At 48.8% G+C, this 16550-nt stretch carries 13 protein-coding genes, 1 pseudogene and 1 riboswitch; all 14 genes and pseudogenes read left to right on the forward strand.

The genetic code is table 11. The annotated features are described in order from the left end of the window. Positions 1 to 273: pseudogene (locus tag QZ209_RS00805) on the forward strand (ABC transporter ATP-binding protein); the annotation flags it as partial. Between the two features lie 272 nt (positions 274 to 545). After that, positions 546 to 992, forward strand: coding sequence for a MarR family transcriptional regulator (locus QZ209_RS00810; protein WP_294343514.1), 447 nt, complete (start codon positions 546 to 548; stop codon positions 990 to 992). 55 nt (positions 993 to 1047) lie between these two features. After that, positions 1048 to 3690, forward strand: coding sequence for an MMPL family transporter (locus tag QZ209_RS00815; protein WP_294343517.1), 2643 nt, complete (start codon positions 1048 to 1050; stop codon positions 3688 to 3690). Further along, positions 3687 to 4502, forward strand: a complete 816-nt coding sequence (locus QZ209_RS00820) for an outer membrane lipoprotein-sorting protein (protein WP_294343520.1) — start codon at positions 3687 to 3689, stop codon at positions 4500 to 4502. The genes QZ209_RS00815 and QZ209_RS00820 overlap by 4 nt, the downstream gene beginning before the upstream one ends. Next, the gene (locus tag QZ209_RS00825; RefSeq protein WP_294343523.1) at positions 4499 to 5752 is read left to right on the forward strand and encodes a hypothetical protein; all 1254 of its coding nucleotides are present in this window, start codon (positions 4499 to 4501) and stop codon (positions 5750 to 5752) included. The genes QZ209_RS00820 and QZ209_RS00825 overlap by 4 nt, the downstream gene beginning before the upstream one ends. A 645-nt stretch (positions 5753 to 6397) precedes the next feature. Continuing rightward, positions 6398 to 7420, forward strand: coding sequence for a class I SAM-dependent methyltransferase (locus QZ209_RS00830; RefSeq protein ID WP_294343525.1), 1023 nt, complete (start codon positions 6398 to 6400; stop codon positions 7418 to 7420). Between the two features lie 204 nt (positions 7421 to 7624). Next, on the forward strand, positions 7625 to 8275 hold the full coding sequence (locus QZ209_RS00835) for a class I SAM-dependent methyltransferase (RefSeq protein ID WP_294343526.1): 651 nt from the start codon (positions 7625 to 7627) through the stop codon (positions 8273 to 8275). 87 nt (positions 8276 to 8362) lie between these two features. Continuing rightward, a riboswitch (cobalamin riboswitch) is annotated at positions 8363 to 8613 on the forward strand. Positions 8614 to 9181: 568 nt separating this feature from the next. Continuing rightward, positions 9182 to 10054: a hypothetical protein gene (locus tag QZ209_RS00840; protein WP_294343528.1), complete on the forward strand. Its 873-nt coding sequence runs from the start codon at positions 9182 to 9184 to the stop codon at positions 10052 to 10054. 1 nt (position 10055) lies between these two features. Beyond that, a complete protein-coding gene (locus QZ209_RS00845) occupies positions 10056 to 11060 on the forward strand; it encodes a pyridoxal-phosphate dependent enzyme (RefSeq protein ID WP_294343530.1) in 1005 nt (334 codons plus the stop codon). A gap of 7 nt (positions 11061 to 11067) precedes the next feature. Beyond that, on the forward strand, positions 11068 to 12345 hold the full coding sequence (locus QZ209_RS00850) for an ATP-grasp domain-containing protein (protein ID WP_294343533.1): 1278 nt from the start codon (positions 11068 to 11070) through the stop codon (positions 12343 to 12345). Further along, positions 12338 to 13159, forward strand: a complete 822-nt coding sequence (locus QZ209_RS00855; protein WP_294343536.1) for a DUF364 domain-containing protein — start codon at positions 12338 to 12340, stop codon at positions 13157 to 13159. The genes QZ209_RS00850 and QZ209_RS00855 overlap by 8 nt, the downstream gene beginning before the upstream one ends. Beyond that, positions 13149 to 14375: an MFS transporter gene (locus QZ209_RS00860; protein ID WP_294343538.1), complete on the forward strand. Its 1227-nt coding sequence runs from the start codon at positions 13149 to 13151 to the stop codon at positions 14373 to 14375. The genes QZ209_RS00855 and QZ209_RS00860 overlap by 11 nt, the downstream gene beginning before the upstream one ends. Before the next feature lie 15 nt (positions 14376 to 14390). Then, the gene (locus QZ209_RS00865; protein ID WP_294343541.1) at positions 14391 to 15095 is read left to right on the forward strand and encodes an ABC transporter ATP-binding protein; all 705 of its coding nucleotides are present in this window, start codon (positions 14391 to 14393) and stop codon (positions 15093 to 15095) included. A 2-nt stretch (positions 15096 to 15097) separates the two neighbouring features. After that, a complete protein-coding gene (locus QZ209_RS00870; RefSeq protein ID WP_294343544.1) occupies positions 15098 to 16489 on the forward strand; it encodes an ABC transporter permease subunit in 1392 nt (463 codons plus the stop codon). Positions 16490 to 16550 lie beyond the last annotated feature (61 nt).

Below are 16550 nucleotides of genomic sequence, written 5' to 3' on the forward strand. Positions count from 1 at the left end.
CCTGAAAACGAGGCGGATATTCAGGAGGCTTTCGAAAATCTTGTCAAAAGCAAGACCATTATCGTTATCGCGCACCGTTTTCAGACGATACTCGAAGCCGATCAGATTCTCGTGCTCGATAAGGGCCGTATCGTCGAGCGAGGGCGACACGAGGTGCTTGTCAAACAAGATGGACTCTATGCCCGTCTCTGGCGTGAGCAGCAGAAGGCAAGGGGCTGGAAAATGAAGACAGATTGTGATGCCAAGGGTTTTTCGCTTATGCAGAAACCATGAAACGCGATAGAGACGTGCTTACTTGGCAACTCTTCGTTACTTGCGAAGAGTTTTCAGGTCTTTGATGATTTTGTTTGCGTTTGATGATGTTGCGACAGGTTTTCTTTTTGTTGCTTGTTCTGTTCCGGAATTATTTTTTGTTTTTTTGTTTTGATTTTGTTAGTATTGCTAACAATAGCTGCTAACAAGAAAAAAGTCTCGCATGTCGGGTGAATGTTTATCTGTCGAGTCCCATGCATGAAAATCATGAAAGAGAAAAGCGGTTTCATCGAATGAACGATGTTATTATGGACATTGCCAAGATCTATATGAGATGGCATGACGAGAAGCAGGATTTCGGTGTGGAGGATACGTTGAGGCGTGAAGAGATCCATACTATCCAGGCGATCGGTGACAATGAAGGGATTAATATAACAGAGCTTGCCGGTGTGTTCAGTGTTACCAAGCCGACCATATCGGCGAGGATCGGAAAACTTGCATCGGCGGGACTGGTTGAAAAGAGAAGCGGTTTCGGAAACAACAAGGAAGTGCTTTTGTTCCTGACGGAGAAAGGGTGGGCTGCACACGCAAATCATGAAGAAAAGCATCATAAGCTCTTCGAGGTTTTCGAGCAGCATTTTGCCGATGATGCTGAATATTTTCTGGATTCCTTCATGCATGATCTAAGCAGATTTTCTTTATTTCTTTCCGATGTCAAGAAGAGAAAAGAGGAGTTCTGATTTTTTTTACAAATAATGTTAGTCTTACTAACAATAATGCAAAACAGTTGTTGACATGATGGTTGAAAAGCTGAAAAACGCGATGATCGATTGGGCGATCAACAGAAGCAAGATCGTTGCAGTATTGATGGTTCTGGTTGTGATTGTTGCCGGGGCGTTTTTATCGAAAGTGGTCATGGACACCGATCCGGAAAACATGCTGATGAAAACCGAGCCTGCGAGGATTTTTCACAATGAAACGAAGAAAGCGTTCGAACTCAGCGAGATTGTCGTTTTGGGTGTCGTCAACGAGAAGGGTCCTGACGGTGTGTTTACCGTCGAAACGCTTGGGCGGATTCACGAATTGACGGAATTCGCCAAAACTCTGAAATGGCGGAATCCGGACGATCCTTCAGGAATGGAAGGCGTGATCGAGGTCGACATGGTGGCGCCGTCGCTCATGGACCATATGAGTCAGGCGGGGCCGGGAACGATCTCTTTCGAATGGCTGATGCCGGAGCCGCCGACAACCAGGGAAGAGGCGTTGTCGGTGCGCGATAAGGCATTGTCGAATCCGTTGCTTGTAGGGCAAATGGTTTCGGAGGACGCAAAGGCGCTGTGCATCTACCTGCCTTTGACGGACAAGCTGTTGAGTTATAAGGTCTATACGGCATTACAGGAGAAGATCGCCGGGCTGGAGGGTGATGAAGCGTGGCATATAACCGGTTTGCCGGTTGCTGAAGGTGCTATCGGTGTGGAGATGTTCACCCAGATGGGTCTGGGCTCGATGTTGTCGATGGCGGTTATTTTCGCATTGCTTTTTTTCTTTTTCAGGACGGTGCACATGATTGTCCTGCCGATACTCATCGCTACGGTCTCGATCATCGTTACCATGGGGGCTATGATAGCCTCGGGTTATCCGGTTCATATCCTGAGTTCGATGCTTCCGATATTCCTGATGTCGGTTTCGATGGTCGATACGGTACATATCCTTTCCGAATTTTTTGACGTATACGACAGGCGAAAAGACCGAAAGGAAAATATCAGGAAGGTTATGAGCACACTCTTCACGCCGATGCTCTATACCTCATTGACCACGGCTGCGGGGTTCTGCTCGCTGGTGTTCGCCCCGATACCTCCCGCACAGGTTTTCGGACTGTTTCTGAGCATCGGTGTGCTGGTATCATGGCTGGTTACGATCCTGTTCGTGCCTGCCTATATCATGTTCATCCCCGATAAAAGGCTTGAATCGTTCGGGTTGCAGGTCAGGGAAGTGGAAAAGAGAAGTTTGCTGACGCGTGGACTGAGGCGCATGGGCTTCATTTCCTGGAAGCATTCAAAATTCGTTCTGGTCTTGTTTGCGGGGCTTGTGCTGCTCGGAGTCTGGGGAATAGGGCAGATCCGGGTCAATGACAATTACGCGAAGCGGTTTGTCGAGAGTCATCCTATCCGCAAGGCCGATGTCGCCCTGAACGACCACTTCGGGGGGACGTATATGGCGAACCTTATCCTTGAGGGTAAGGTCAGCCCCGAAGCGATTGCGGAAAGAAAGCATGCTATGGAAGAGCGCATGATAGCCCGTCTGGACGAACTGAGCGCCAGGTTCGGTATCGGCCAGCGTGCAACGGGTGAAATTGCACAAGAGATCAGGAGCATCGCGGCGAGCAGCGATTCGGAAAATGCCATGCTTACCGCGATGATCGATGCGTTCGATAGGAGGTTTCAGGAGACCTTGCCTGATGAAGAGTCCGATTTTCTGCAGGCTCTCATTGATTCGGCATACCGTCTGGAAGAGGAGCTGCGAGTGTTCAAAAGACCGGATGTTCTGCAATACGTAGCAAAGCTTCAGAATTATCTCGAATCCGGTGACCTGATCGGAAAAAGCTCATCGGTTGCCGATGTGGTTAAAAAAGTGAACCAGGAACTGACGGACGGTGAACCGGAGAATTTTGTGATTCCCGAGAGCCTGCAGGGGGTTGCCGAATGTTACATGCAGTACCAGCAGGGGCACCGGCCTCATGATCTCTGGCATATGGTAACACCTGATTTTCAGCGCGCCAATGTGACAGTGCAGTTCAGGACCGGTGACAGCAGGGGGACGAAGGCTTGTGTCGAGGCCGTCGAGAGGTTTTTTGCCGAAAACGAACCTCCCGTTCCCATGCAGTATGACTGGGCGGGGCTGCACTACATCAATCTGGTCCTGGAAGAGAGAATCGTCGAAGGTTTTTTACAGTCGTTCGCGGGCAGTTTCATTATTGTTTTTCTCATCATGAGCTTTCTGTTCCGTTCGCCGTTATGGGGCGCTCTATGCATGGTACCGTTGAGTATCACTCTTTTGATGATCTACGGGATGACTGGGCTTATCGGAAAAGACTACGACCTGCCGGTTGCCGTGCTGAGCTCTTTGTCTCTCGGCATGGCCGTCGATTTCGCGATACACTTTCTGTCCAGGAGCAGGTCATTGTATGGTGAAAAAAAATCATGGAGGTCGATACTGCCCGAACTGTTCGGTGAGCCAGCCCGGGCGATCAGCAGAAACGTCCTTGTCATCGCTGTCGGTTTTCTCCCGCTCGTGGTCGCCCCGCTGGTGCCGTACAAGACCACAGGGGTCATGTTGTTCGGGATCCTGACGATATCGGGTATTGTGACGTTGCTTTTGCTGCCGGCGATGTTACGGCTTTTCGAAAACACATTTTTTAAAAAGGAGGAAGGAAAATGAAACGTATTGCAAAGATGGTTGTCATGGTTGCCGCTCTGCTGTTCGCCGGTTTGGCGATTGCAAAGGCTGAAGAACCGGGAGTCAGGGAGATCGTCGATCACTCGAATTACGTGTCACTCTACCAGGGTGATGACAGCAAAGGGAAACTGCAGTTTATCATCACCGACAAGCAGGGGCGAACGAGGAAAAGAGTGCTGAACATATTGCGTAAGGATACCGGGGCCGACGGGGGGGATCAGAAATATTTCACCTGTTTCATCGCTCCTTCGGATGTGCGGAACATGACATTCATGGTTCACAAGCATGCCGATATCGGTCATGATGATGATCGCTGGCTCTATATGCCCGGTCTCGATCTGGTCAAAAGAATCGCCGCAAGCGACAAAAGGACCAGTTTCGTCGGTTCGGACTTTCTGTATGAAGATATTTCGGGGCGTAGTCCCGAGGAGGACGACCATGAGCTTGTCGAAACAACGGACAGGTTCTATGTGATAAAAAACACGCCTAAAAAAGGGGGAGTCGAATTCGACTATTATCTGGCTTCTATCGATAAAAAGACCGGGATAGCAATGAAGCTGGAATATTACAAGAAGAACGATGTCCTGTACAGGGATATCGTTGTCAAGGAGGTGCAAAATGTTCCTGCCGGCGATAACATGTATCCGACCGTGACCAGATCCGTCGCACGGGATTACGAGAAGGGAAGCAGTACGGAAATGATCTTTTCTGGTATTGTCTACGATACGGGAATACGTGATAACGTATTTACGGAACGGTATCTCAGAAAACCTTCGAGAGACGTATTACGATGAAACCTTGTACAACACTTGCCGGTATGCTGCTCTTCTGTGCAATGGCGATCATATCCTTTACGGCTGCTGCACAGGATGCACCGGGGCTGGAAATGAACGGATTCGTGGAAGTACTCGGCGGGCTTCGTTTGAGGGATGATCCTTACGAACAGGATGCCTCGGTGATGGAGCAGCGTTTGCAGATCGAGTGCCGGGGATACGCGGATGTATTCGACGTACAGTACAGGGGGGATGTCTATGCCGACTGGGTACTCGAGGAGGTGAAGTATGATACACGTGAACTGTGGTTTTTTACCAGGCCTACAGAATATATGGATGTCAAGATCGGCCGCCAGATACTGACATGGGGTACCGGAGACCTGGTTTTTTTGAATGACCTTTTTCCCAAGGACTGGCAATCGTTTTTCATCGGCCGAGACCCGGAATATTTAAAAGCGCCTTCAGATGCCGTGAAGCTCGGATTTTTTTCCGACATCGTCAACGTCGATCTGGTCTATACTCCCCAATTCGACCCAGACAGATACATAACGGGTGAATATATCTCCCACTGGTCTCCTCTGTCGGGAAACATAGCGGGGGATAAGGCTGCCGTGGCTGTCCATACTCCCGATACGTGGTTTGATGATCATGAAATAGCGATTCGAGTCCATAAAAACGTGAACAATTACGAATACGCGCTCTATGGCTACCGGGGATTCTGGAAAACGCCGGATTACGATGCACTGTTCCGTGAGAAGAACCATCACAGATTGCATGTCTACGGTGGCAGTGTTCGGGGGAGCGTCTTTAGCGGAATCGGGAATCTGGAGCTTGCGTATTACCGTTCGCCGGATGATAGCGAGGGGTCCAACCCGTCGGTGAGTAACTCCGAAATTCGCGGCCTTATAGGCTATACGCAGGATATAGCGAAGGATTGTAATCTCAGTGTCCAGTATTTTCTGGAAGCGATGCTTGACTATGACGAGTATGAGGAGACTGCAGGTAAGACGAAAAAGGACGAGTATCGCCATGTATTGACTATACAGGCGACGAAGCTGCTTTTGAACCAGACACTTGAATTGTCGGTTCCGGTCTATTATTCCCCAAGTGACAATGACGGCTATCTCAGGCCGAGAATCACGTATGACTATACGGATGACGCGAGTTTTGTCATTGGAGGAAATCTGTTTTTCGGTGATGATTCCTCGACATTTTTCGGTCAGTTGAAGAACAATACAAATGTATATACGGCATTTCGTTTAACCTTTTAATGACACCCTTTAAAAACTTATTGTGCTTCTCGATTGCTACGTTGTCCCGACGAGTCAGGACTCCGGTTTCGAAGTTTATCCCGATGCAATCGGGACTCATGACAATACAGAGAGGTGCCCTAAAAAAGGAGAGGGGGGGAGGTGGGAGAAAAGGAATCAGTCGGCAAGGGGAGAAGGTTTAAGTCAAACAGAAAAGTCAAAAGTCAAAATTAGAACGTTGGGGGAATCGGAGTCGGGATCGGGTTTCGGGGTCGAATGTATTTCTTTACGGTAATAGGTGGTGCGTGCAGCTTGAAAACTGTCAACTATTTCAGGACGGGACACATCGTTGATTTGTTGAACTGTTGAATCGTTGAATGCAGGGGCACGATTGGCTGGTGATCGACAGGTTTTATTGTCCCCATGGATTGCACGGGTGTTCACGACGACCGTAGGGGCGAAAAATTTTTCGCCCCTACGGTGGGCGGAACCGGTTAGCGGTTAGCTGTTTGCACTAGACGGTTGGCAAGTGCTTTGTTAGAAACCGGTTGCTGATGAACAAAGGGTTCGTGTGCGTCCGAACTGGCGGCGGTTTCGATACCGATTTCGACGGTGAACCCCTGAAGCAATAAGTAACTAATAACAAAAATGGAGAAAGATATGAACATGCAAAGACCAGAACATGATTTTTCCGGTATCGAAAGTACTCTCATCGACGGTATCGCTTCGCGACTGTTTATGGAGTCTGTTCGTGTAAAACTTTTCGATATCATGGAATCCCCTGTCACGCCGGATCAGATTTCTCGGCACATTCCTCTCGACGGGCCAATTTTGCAGGCATTACTCGATTTTCTGAAAGCGAGGAAGCTGGTTGTCAACAGTGACGGCTGCTATGTCAACTCTCCGCAGGCGGCAGAGTTTCTCGTGTCAAGTTCGCCTTTTTATCAGGGAAATATTCTCGAAATGCAGGAGCAGATAGGGGATTCAGCCTGTTCCGCAATGCGCGCTTTTTTACGTGATCGACCGGTGAGAAATCATGAAGGCGATTTTGGGAAAAAAATGTCAAGCACCGGTAACATGAATTTTCTGCTGGGTCCGGCTCAGTTTGCGATGCGAGGTACATTACAGGACGCAGTCGCTTTTATCGCGGACTTACCGCAGTTCATGTCGGCTAAAAAAATGTGTGATATAGGCGGTAATCATGGTCATTATACAATGGCGTTGCTTGACAGGAATCTTTCATTATCGGCTGTGATCGCCGACATACCTAAAATCACGAGTCTGATTGAATCGGCTTTTCAAAATTCCGATTATCGCAACAGGATTTCCGTACTGCCTTTTGATTTACGTCGGGATATGTTGCCGGAACAGTCCTATGATTTGGTACTGTCATCATTCGTATTGCACATTTTTGCCGAAAATTTTCATGAGACAATCAAAAAAATCGCAGGTTCGTTACAAAGCGGCGGTGTTTTCGTGACTCAAAATATGGATCCAGGAACACAATATGGTTGCCAGAAAGAGAAAACCGTTAGAGAAGTAACGACAAAAATGTTAGGGTATCCAACGCATTTTCTGAACCAGGAGCTGCTTGAAGATGCTTTGCGTGAAGCGGGATTCGCTGATTACAGGGTGCAAAGAACAGGTCCCGACAAATCGAGCTATATACTCGCCGCTGTAAAACAGTGACCTTGCAATTGGTTTTTCGAGATGCTTATATTTAGATTTAATATAGATAATAGCGATGAGTGAATTGTGAATACATGTGCGTCAACAAGCTTCGGATCCGTAAAAAAAGCTTATGACGCACAGTATGACATGCCATCGAGCGGTTCGATTGTTGTTTTGCCTCCGGTTGTATCGAGTCGTGATGAATAAAGTGTAAAAAATGGTATGATGGTTTTCAATGATAATGCTTCGTTCTGGGCAAAGAGTGCCCGGGACTTCGACAAACAGACCAGTCAAGACAGAGATGCTTTGGTCGATAGAATCTGCAGTGATATAGGCCAGGTGGATCGTGTCCTCGATGTCGGTGCAGGTACCGGTGTTGTGTCACGAGCGTTGGCACGGCATGTCAGTCAAGTCGATGCAGTGGATCTGGAACCGGAAATGATCGCTGTGGCACGGCAAAACGCTATGGTGTCGAATTTGCGAAACATAACGTTTCATACTCGAAGTGCATATGAACTTTGTTTTTCCCTCAGGACGTTCGATGCGGTCGTTATTCTGAACTCCCTGCATGTCATGAAAACACCAGAGGTTGCGTTGAGAGAGGTTCATCGTGTAATCAAGCCGTCAGGATTGCTTGTCGTGCCGACGTATTGTCATGCGGAAACTGAGGAGAACCTGAAGCTTTATCAGCAGTGGGCTTCCAAGTCAGGGCATAGATCTTTCCATGTATTCACATGTGGTGATTTGTGTGCATTGATTACCCGTTGCGGTTTTGAGGTGAGGGAAAAAGATGTTGTTGAAATTCGTTATGAACAGCAGGCCCGGGGAATGATCCTGGGATATGTTGTTGCGAGTCCGGTGTTCCGGCAGTGAACATTTTGTAGGTGGTTGTTGGCCTATATATCTTGTTCTCTGTTTGTGAGTACGAGATTTTTTTTGTATTTACACAGTCATAATACTGTTCTTTCTTTTGTGGTTGGTGCCGGTTTAAAAGCCGGAGAATAGGGAAGTACGTGAGATTCGTACACTGTACCCGCAACTGTAATGACGGAAAGCTTCCGTGAACTGCTTCATGGCTCCATGTTGTAGTATCGGAGGTATGTACGGTCACTGTGTTATGTTGATTTCCGCCTGGAAATCCACGGGAAGGCCATGTACATGATGCATTTCGTTATAAAGTCAGGAGACCTGCCAGTAAGCCACACTACCGGTTTATGAACTACGGGTTATAGTTTCGGTAACGCTTCAGTGTAATTTTCAAAAAATGTTGTTGTCGTATGCGATGGGCTGTACAGCCCTGTGATTTCTTTTTTTGCTCTGCCATCGGTCGGTTTTGTCCTGATGGACGTTGTCCTTGTGGTATACGGAATGTGTTGCAAGGGTTAGTTGCCAAAAGTAGGGTAATCGGTCATTACTACCCGTTTTTTGTTTTTTTTGTTTTTTTACTTTGTCTAAATAAAAATAAATCATAAACTGAAGCGTGTTGATCGAGTTTGGCGGTTTTTCTTCTGCAGACTCCTGTTCGCAGAAGCGTCGTGCTTGAGAGATAAGCGTTTACTGTATAACAAGATGGTTGGAAAACCTGCTGCAGGTCATGCTTGTCTCGATATACTTTTGTTGTAAAGAGTGAGGTTTTGCAAGGCCTTTTTTTTAGGGGGTTGTGTTGTAAAAAGAAGGTGCTTTTAGCTGACTTTAAAGGTGTTTTTTGTTTTTGCTGTCCTAAGAATTCGGGGTTTCAAAGTGTCCGGTTTTGTTGATTTCACAACTAGTTCATGGGTCATGTTACAGAATGAAAAACGATTTACGGGGGTGTGTCATGGAACGGTAGGTGAGATCATTCAGGGGCCGTTTCACATAAACAGGAACATATCGATCAGTGTTATTTCTCTTCATGCAAGAAAGTTCAGCTGGGTGCATTTCATGAACAGCGATTGTGACAATATAGAGCATGTTGCAAATGAAAAACCTCGTAGCATGAAAGCAATCGATCTCTACGGAGCACTTCATAAAACCAAGCGGCCGAAAGGAGAATGGGGTTTTTATTCGGAGCTCGTTACCGGGAAAGGGATGTCGAGTTCAACAGCGGACATTGTGGCTACCATTCGTTGTCTCGACAAAATAAATGGCAGAGTCACGGATCAAAAGTCAGTATCGAAAATTTTGAAGGGGATAGAGCGGTCCGACAGCGTTTTCATAAACCGCTATGCCTTGTACCTGAGTGATATGCAGCAGACTGTCAGAACATTCAGCTCCAAGCCCCAGCTTCATTGTTATTACATAGATGAAGGTGGACGGGTCGAAACGGAGGGGACCTATGAACTGCTGTTGATGCATTATCGCAAAAAGCTGCGAGAGTATCGCAGGAACCTCGATTCAGCCATCAGCGCTTTCGATAATCGGGATTATAGGAGGCTAGCGGAGTGTGCGACACAAAGTGCGATTTTGTCACAAAACGTGCTGCCGAAAAAGAATCTGGATTCATTCCTGAATTATAAAGAACATTTCGAGGCTGACGGAATATTCATAGCGCATACGGGAACGCTTATCGGGTATCTCTATGCACGCAATCCTTTGGAAACAATGGTGGCTGACGTCGCGGCTTTTGCCAGATCGCTCGGACACCAGATTCACTATACACAAGCGGGATTTTGACATGTACGATCATATAGCTGACGCCATGAAAAAGCCGGCGATCATAAAGCTTGAAAGCAACCTTTTCGCATTGCGGTTCGAGACAATGAAGCTGTATTCCACAATAACGGCTGTCGAGCGTCTTCTCGATGAAGGGCGCATCGATACGAAAACAACACTCATCGATAGTTCCAGCGGCTTGTATGCTTACGCACTTGCTATGGCTTGTCACAAGCACGGGTTGAAGTCCCGCATCGTTGCGTCTACCACCATCAACAAAAGCCTTGCCGCATTGCTTGAAAACCTCGGGGCGCACGTGGAAAAAATACCGGCACAAACGACCCTGAAGCTGGACCAGAAGTTCCGTGTCGAAAAGGTGCTGGATGTGATGAAGAAAGAGCGGAATCACTACTGGATGCGGCAGTATCACGATGAGATTCATTATCTGGGTTACGAAGATGTTGCCAAACAGATAATACGGGAGGTAGGGACTGAAAATCTTACTGTTGTGGGTGCAGTGGGATCCGGTTGCTCGACCGGGGGGATAACGAGTTATCTACGATGTGACAACGAGGATGTCAGGCTGCTTGGTATAGAGCCGTTCGGTAGTGTGACGTTTGGTAGTCAGGGTGTTCAGGATCCGGATATGCTGGTTGCCGGAATAGGTTCATCGATCGAGTTTCAGAATGTCAGGCATGAGCTGTATGACGACATTCATTGGGTGTCATTTAACTACTCGCGGGTTGGGGCCATACACCTCCTTAGGGATTACGCGATATTTGCGGGGCTGTCGAGCGGTTGTGCTTATCTGGTTGCCAGATACGAGGCTGAGGCTGATCACCGTGGAAATTATGTGTTCATCATGCCTGATACGGGGCACCGTTACATCGATGCGGTTTTTACGGGCGATGAGGAGGTTTCGGATAGAGATTCTCTTGCACCCACAACCATACATGGTATGAATGAAATCTCTCTTGACTGGTGCACGTTGAACTGGAATCGCAGAACATATACAATCAAAAAATAAACGAAAAATGGCGCATATACTGATGATCGAGAGCTGGGTTGGAGGAACCGCCCGTTTATTACCGCCCATGATCAAGAAGCTCGGGCATGAATATTCTTTTGTCACCAGAAATCCTTCTCACTATGGTGCACAAGAGGGGAAAGATCACCCCGTTGTTGCCGGTGCGAAAAATACTATCGTGACCGAAACGAACGACATCGATGGCTTATGTGAGGTCCTTGAAGGTATCCACAAACGTGAGGCGTTCGATGCGGTTCTCACTATCTGTGACTATTACATCACAACGGTCACCCGTGTGGCCGACCGGCTCGAGCTTCCTCATCCGTTTCCGAAGAACAGCACGGTTGCCCGACGTAAGGACCAGGTCCGTAAGGCGCTCACGCAGCATGGGTTGGCTAATCCGGGCTTTGACGTTGTGAACTCGGTCGAAGAGGCATTGCATGCCGGAAATGACTTGGGTTACCCCTTGGTTATAAAGCCGACCGATCTTGCTTCGAGTGCTTTTGTGCGTATGGTGCATAACGGAGATGAGCTCAGTGAGTCTTGCAGGGCGATTATGGAATTCGAGACAAACTTCCGGGATCAGAAACGTGAAACGGCATGTTTGATCGAGGAGTACATGAGTGGGGAAGAGGTAAGTGTGGAGGCAATTACAATCGATGGGAAGACAACGATTATAGGCGTGACGGACAAGAGTATCAGCGGGACGCCGTTTTTCATCGAAGATGGGCATATGTTTCCGGCTCAGCTCGATGACACGCTTGCTGAAGAGGCTTGCGAATTGGCTGAATCTGCGCTGGAAGCGATCGGATTCGATAATGGAATAAGTCACACGGAAATCAAGCTTACCGAACGTGGTCCGAGAATCGTTGAAATAAATCCTCGTCCGGCAGGGAACTATATCAGTGAGCTTATCGAACATGTTACAGGCAAAAGCCTTGTTGAAGCGTTTGTGCGCCTTGCCATTGGTGAAAAGCCGTCGATGATCCATGAGCGGAACGGTACAGGGAGCGCGGCGATCAAATTTTTGATGCCGGATCATGGGGGGGTGGTGAAAAGCATTTCCGGTATTGAAACGCTGGAGAACAATGCGCATGTAACCCGGTGGCACCTGGAAGCGAAAGTGGGTGGGCACGTCAACGAGCCTATAGACAACGGCTGTTATATAGGGCATCTGGTTGCCGTGGATTCGAATGGTAACGGTGCGAGAGCGATTGCCGAGAATGCAGCGGAATCTTTGAAAATTGAAGTTTCAACAAGCGAGAAGGAGGAAGTCAATGAGTGAGAGTGTCAACTGCAGAGCTGCGACCATCCATGATCTGGTTGTGTCGGTTCTCGAGAATCAGTTCGAGCGGGATCCGGGCGATGTGTGCATAAGCGGAGCTTTTCATATAAAGCAAGGGACACGGTTGACTGAGAAGTCACAAAGGTACCGCAACAATTATCTGCTGTTGCGAGCGGAAACCTCTTTCGGAGCATGCTCGATCGAGGAGAATGAGCTTTCGGATGAAATTGCGCACGAATTGCCAGGAAAAAGAGTGAGCAGTTTGCTGGAAGATGAGCGGCTGCCGGTTCGGGTCGCGGCTCTTGACGCGTACTTCAACCTTGTGCATCCTCATGAAAACAATTCCAGGGCAAGGCCGTTTGCACTCCCCGGAGGTACTGCGGTAGAACGGGCGAAGCATCGTGATGCTGCAATTACTTCATTGGTGAATATAGTGCCTGGTACCAGGGTGGCGTTGATTGGGGTGGTGAATCCGTTGGTTAACGCCATAGAGAATGCCGGCGGTATCTGTTTGCCTTGTGATTTCAATCTTCGCACTACCCAGGGTGGGCAAGTGATCGAGCAGGATATGCATACGATCATTTATGACTGCGACATGATCATTGCAACAGGCATGACGATGTCGAATGGAAGTTTCGATACGCTTCTGCAAGCGGGCAGGGAAAGCGGGGTGCCGTTGATCGTCTATGCACAAACCGGGAGTGGCATCGCCCCCAATTTTCTCGATAACGGCGTAGCCGCTGTTTCGGCGGAGCCGTTCCCGTTTTCCCAGTTCAGTTCTCACGAAACGACATTGTATCTGTATGTCTCCTGAGAAAGGTATCCATCAGTACTCGCCGGGTGAGCGAAAAAGCGGACTGCGTATCCTTCTGGTGTATACCTTTTTCATGGTTACCGGTTTTACGATGCTCATGCCGATGGTGGCCGTGCACTATGTGAACGATCTCGGCATGGCGGCAACGCTTGTCGGTGTAGCGTTGGCTTTGCGCCAAATAACGCAACAGGGGCTCGCCATAGGAGGAGGGATACTCGCGGATCTCTATGGAACGAAACTGATGATAGGGCTCGGTGTTACTGTGCGTGCGATCGGATTCGCCGGTTTGGCGTTCGCCGACAGTGCATTGCCACTGTTTATCGCCCTTACGGTTTCGGCGGTCGGCGGCGCCTTGTTCGAAGCTCCCTATCAGGCTGCAATAGCGGCACTCACAACCAGTTCGGACAGGACACGATATTATTCCCTGAGCAATTGGGTGAGCGGTGTGGCCAGTACTGTCGGGCCTCTTCTCGGCGCTATTCTGGTCGGCTTCGATTTCATGACGGTCTGCCTTGTCTCTTCGGCATTGTTCTTTCTCTGTCTGGTTGTGATCACAAGACTGCCGGTTATACACACCCACCGGGAAAGCGGCCATGTGACCGATAACATACGACTTGTCGGCCAGGACCGCCGCTTCGCTTCTCTCATCATGTTGATGGCCGGCTACTGGATTGTCGCTGTTCAGATGGGCATCATCATTCCCTTGCAGGCTGGTATTACAAGTGGATCGAAGGGAGGTGCCGGTATCGCTCTGGCTCTGTCGGCAGCGATAACCATTGCATTGCAGTATCATTTGACCAGCAGACTGTCACGATCATACAGCAACCACGCTATCCTCACTGCAGGTATCGTCGTGTTCTCGGCCGGTATGGGTGCCATAGCTCTTTTCCAGAGTTTTTCAGGCCTGCTGTTCTGTGTGGCGGTCATTTCGACAGGCGCGGTTCTTGTACGGCCTACCTATCAGGCGATAATCGCCGATACGGCAAATCCAAAAGCCTTGGGGACATACCTCGGGGCAAGTTCTCTCAGTCTGGGATTCGGGGGGGCTATCGGACATATCACGGGAGGTGCGCTTTTTGATCTATCGGTCGAATCCCAGGTGCCGGGACTTCCATGGGCAACCTTCGCTGTTATAGGACTGATTACGGCCATAGCGTTGCATTACTGGGTTCGGCGCGCGGGAGTCGCAACTACAGCTTTTTCAGATTGTAAATAACAACAGGAGTAAAACGTGCTTAAAGCCAACGATGTGACAAAAAACTTCAATTCCCATATTGCTTTGAACAATGTCTCTCTTTCGGTAACCGAGGGCCAGATTTATTGTTTGTTAGGGGCAAACGGTGCCGGGAAGACGACTCTGATCAATCACTTTTTAGGCTTTCTGAAGCCAACTTCGGGAGAGGTGCTGGTCAATGGTAAAAACGTGATGAACTATCCTCTCGAAACCAAAAGGGATATTGCTTACATCCCTGAGAACGTCATGCTTTACGGAGTGTTGACGGGATTGGAGAATCTCGAATATTTTTCGGCGCTGGCGACAGGCCGGAAAAAGCCAAAAGACCTGTTGATGAAGTTGCTTACGGACGTCGGGTTGCGCCCGGAAGACGCGGTGCGCAGGGTTTCTACGTATTCGAAAGGAATGAGACAGAAGGTCGGTATTGCGATTGCCATGGCCAAGAATGCAAAAGCCCTTCTTCTCGATGAGCCTACTTCAGGACTCGATCCGAAAGCCGCGAACGAGTTTTCCCTTCTCTTGAAAAAAGCGGCTGAAAATGGAGTGGCGGTTTTTACGACTACCCACGATCTGTTTCACGCAAAGGAGACTGGCAGTCGTATCGGGATTATGCGCAGCGGGAGTATGCTTGCCGAGTTCAGCAGCGATGATGTGAGCCATACCGACATGGAGACAATTTATCTTAAAAATATGAGGGATTGAGTATGACCTGGCTTATCGTTTCCCGGGAGATACGGGAGTTTTACCGTGACGGCCGGTTTCTGTTTGGTGCAGGGCTGATCGTTGTGCTTTTTGTTACTGCATTTCTTGTCGGTTTCGAGCAGCGGAAAAATGTTTTTTCAGAGCGGGAAGTGGCTCAGCAGCTTGATTATGACGACTGGGTCAATCAGCCGGAGCGCCATCCGCATGATGCCGCGCATCAGGGAATGCATGTGTTCAAACCAATTCCGCCACTTTCGTTCGTCGATCCCGGCATTACCAACTATGTGGGATCGACCCAATGGCTGCAGGCTCATCGCCAGACAGAAGTGAAGTTTCGCCCTGCCCAGGATGCGACCGGGCTTCAACGGTTTGGAAGTTTGACTCCCGCATGGATTATTCAGATGCTCGGTCCCCTGTTGATCATAGTTCTGGGCTTCAACAGCTTTTCAGGTGAACGCGAACAGGGTACGCTTCGGCAGTTGATCAGCCTGGGGGTTCCTTCATGGAAGCTGCTGGTGGGCAAAGCCCTTGCACTCTTTCTTGGTGCTCTTCTATTATTGGCACCTCTGCTGATGTTAGCGTTCTGGATTGCTTTCGGCGATGTACAGGCAGGTGATCGCTATGATGTTTTGATCCGGTTGGGATTGCTTGTTTTAGGCTACCTGGTGTATCTCGGGATATACATTTTCATGGTTCTTACAGTCTCCGTGCTTACTCCTGCATCGAGAATTTCACTGGTCGTGTTATTGGCTGTCTGGATTGCCGGGACCATTCTTGCCCCCAGGGTGTTGGTCGATGTAGCCCGAATGGTCTATCCTACGCCGAATCAAGTGGAATTCAATGCACAGTTGAATCAGGAACTGCGAAAAGAATATACGAAAGCGTGGAAAGAGCATTTCGGTGTCGAAGATCGCTGGGGAACCGACGTGCCTTTGAGCCGCTGGGGTGAAGCGCTTCAGGTTGATGACCAGGCAGGGTATAATGCCATCGATCGTCATTTTGGAGCATTGTGGAACCGATATGATGATCAACAGAGACTACAGGAGTTTTTCGGATTCGTCTTTCCGATGCTGTCGGTTCGTTCGTATTCCATGGCAATAACCGCTACTGATTTTTCGCATCATCGGGATTTTGCTGTTTCTGCGGAACAGCATCGGCGTCTGATGCAAAACCTTATCAGCAGTGAACTTGTCGAGCATGCAGACGGCCAGGGTGAGCATCATTTCGACTACAAGGTAAGTAAGGCGTTTTGGTCCAGAATTCCGCCATTCGAGTATGCTGCGCCCTCCGTATTGTTTGCACTGCAGAGGTCGCTGAACAGCTTTGCCATCATGTGCGCAACACTTCTTTTTTCCTTTGTTTTCGCTCTCTTGTCTTCGAGAAAACTTGTATGAAAATACGTTTCACGGTCTGAAACGGTCATAGTGGCAGATAGGCCTACGGGTTCCTGCCATA

Origin of the sequence: Prosthecochloris sp. (assembly GCA_015482705.2) — a bacterium.
In the GTDB taxonomy this organism is placed as follows: Bacteria; Bacteroidota; Chlorobiia; order Chlorobiales; family Chlorobiaceae; genus Prosthecochloris.

What these genes read in the sequence shown, in the direction of transcription:
- QZ209_RS00850 (WP_294343533.1), top strand. Translation starts at nt 11,068, where the DNA reads ATGGCGCATATACTGATGATCGAGAGCTGGGTTGGAGGAACCGCCCGT.
- QZ209_RS00815 (WP_294343517.1), top strand. Translation starts at nt 1,048, where the DNA reads ATGATGGTTGAAAAGCTGAAAAACGCGATGATCGATTGGGCGATCAAC.
- QZ209_RS00855 (WP_294343536.1), top strand. Translation starts at nt 12,338, where the DNA reads ATGAGTGAGAGTGTCAACTGCAGAGCTGCGACCATCCATGATCTGGTT.
- QZ209_RS00825 (WP_294343523.1), top strand. Translation starts at nt 4,499, where the DNA reads ATGAAACCTTGTACAACACTTGCCGGTATGCTGCTCTTCTGTGCAATG.
- QZ209_RS00810 (WP_294343514.1), top strand. Translation starts at nt 546, where the DNA reads ATGAACGATGTTATTATGGACATTGCCAAGATCTATATGAGATGGCAT.
- QZ209_RS00820 (WP_294343520.1), top strand. Translation starts at nt 3,687, where the DNA reads ATGAAACGTATTGCAAAGATGGTTGTCATGGTTGCCGCTCTGCTGTTC.
- QZ209_RS00835 (WP_294343526.1), top strand. Translation starts at nt 7,625, where the DNA reads ATGATGGTTTTCAATGATAATGCTTCGTTCTGGGCAAAGAGTGCCCGG.
- QZ209_RS00870 (WP_294343544.1), top strand. Translation starts at nt 15,098, where the DNA reads ATGACCTGGCTTATCGTTTCCCGGGAGATACGGGAGTTTTACCGTGAC.
- QZ209_RS00845 (WP_294343530.1), top strand. Translation starts at nt 10,056, where the DNA reads ATGTACGATCATATAGCTGACGCCATGAAAAAGCCGGCGATCATAAAG.
- QZ209_RS00830 (WP_294343525.1), top strand. Translation starts at nt 6,398, where the DNA reads ATGCAAAGACCAGAACATGATTTTTCCGGTATCGAAAGTACTCTCATC.
- QZ209_RS00840 (WP_294343528.1), top strand. Translation starts at nt 9,182, where the DNA reads ATGTTACAGAATGAAAAACGATTTACGGGGGTGTGTCATGGAACGGTA.
- QZ209_RS00860 (WP_294343538.1), top strand. Translation starts at nt 13,149, where the DNA reads ATGTCTCCTGAGAAAGGTATCCATCAGTACTCGCCGGGTGAGCGAAAA.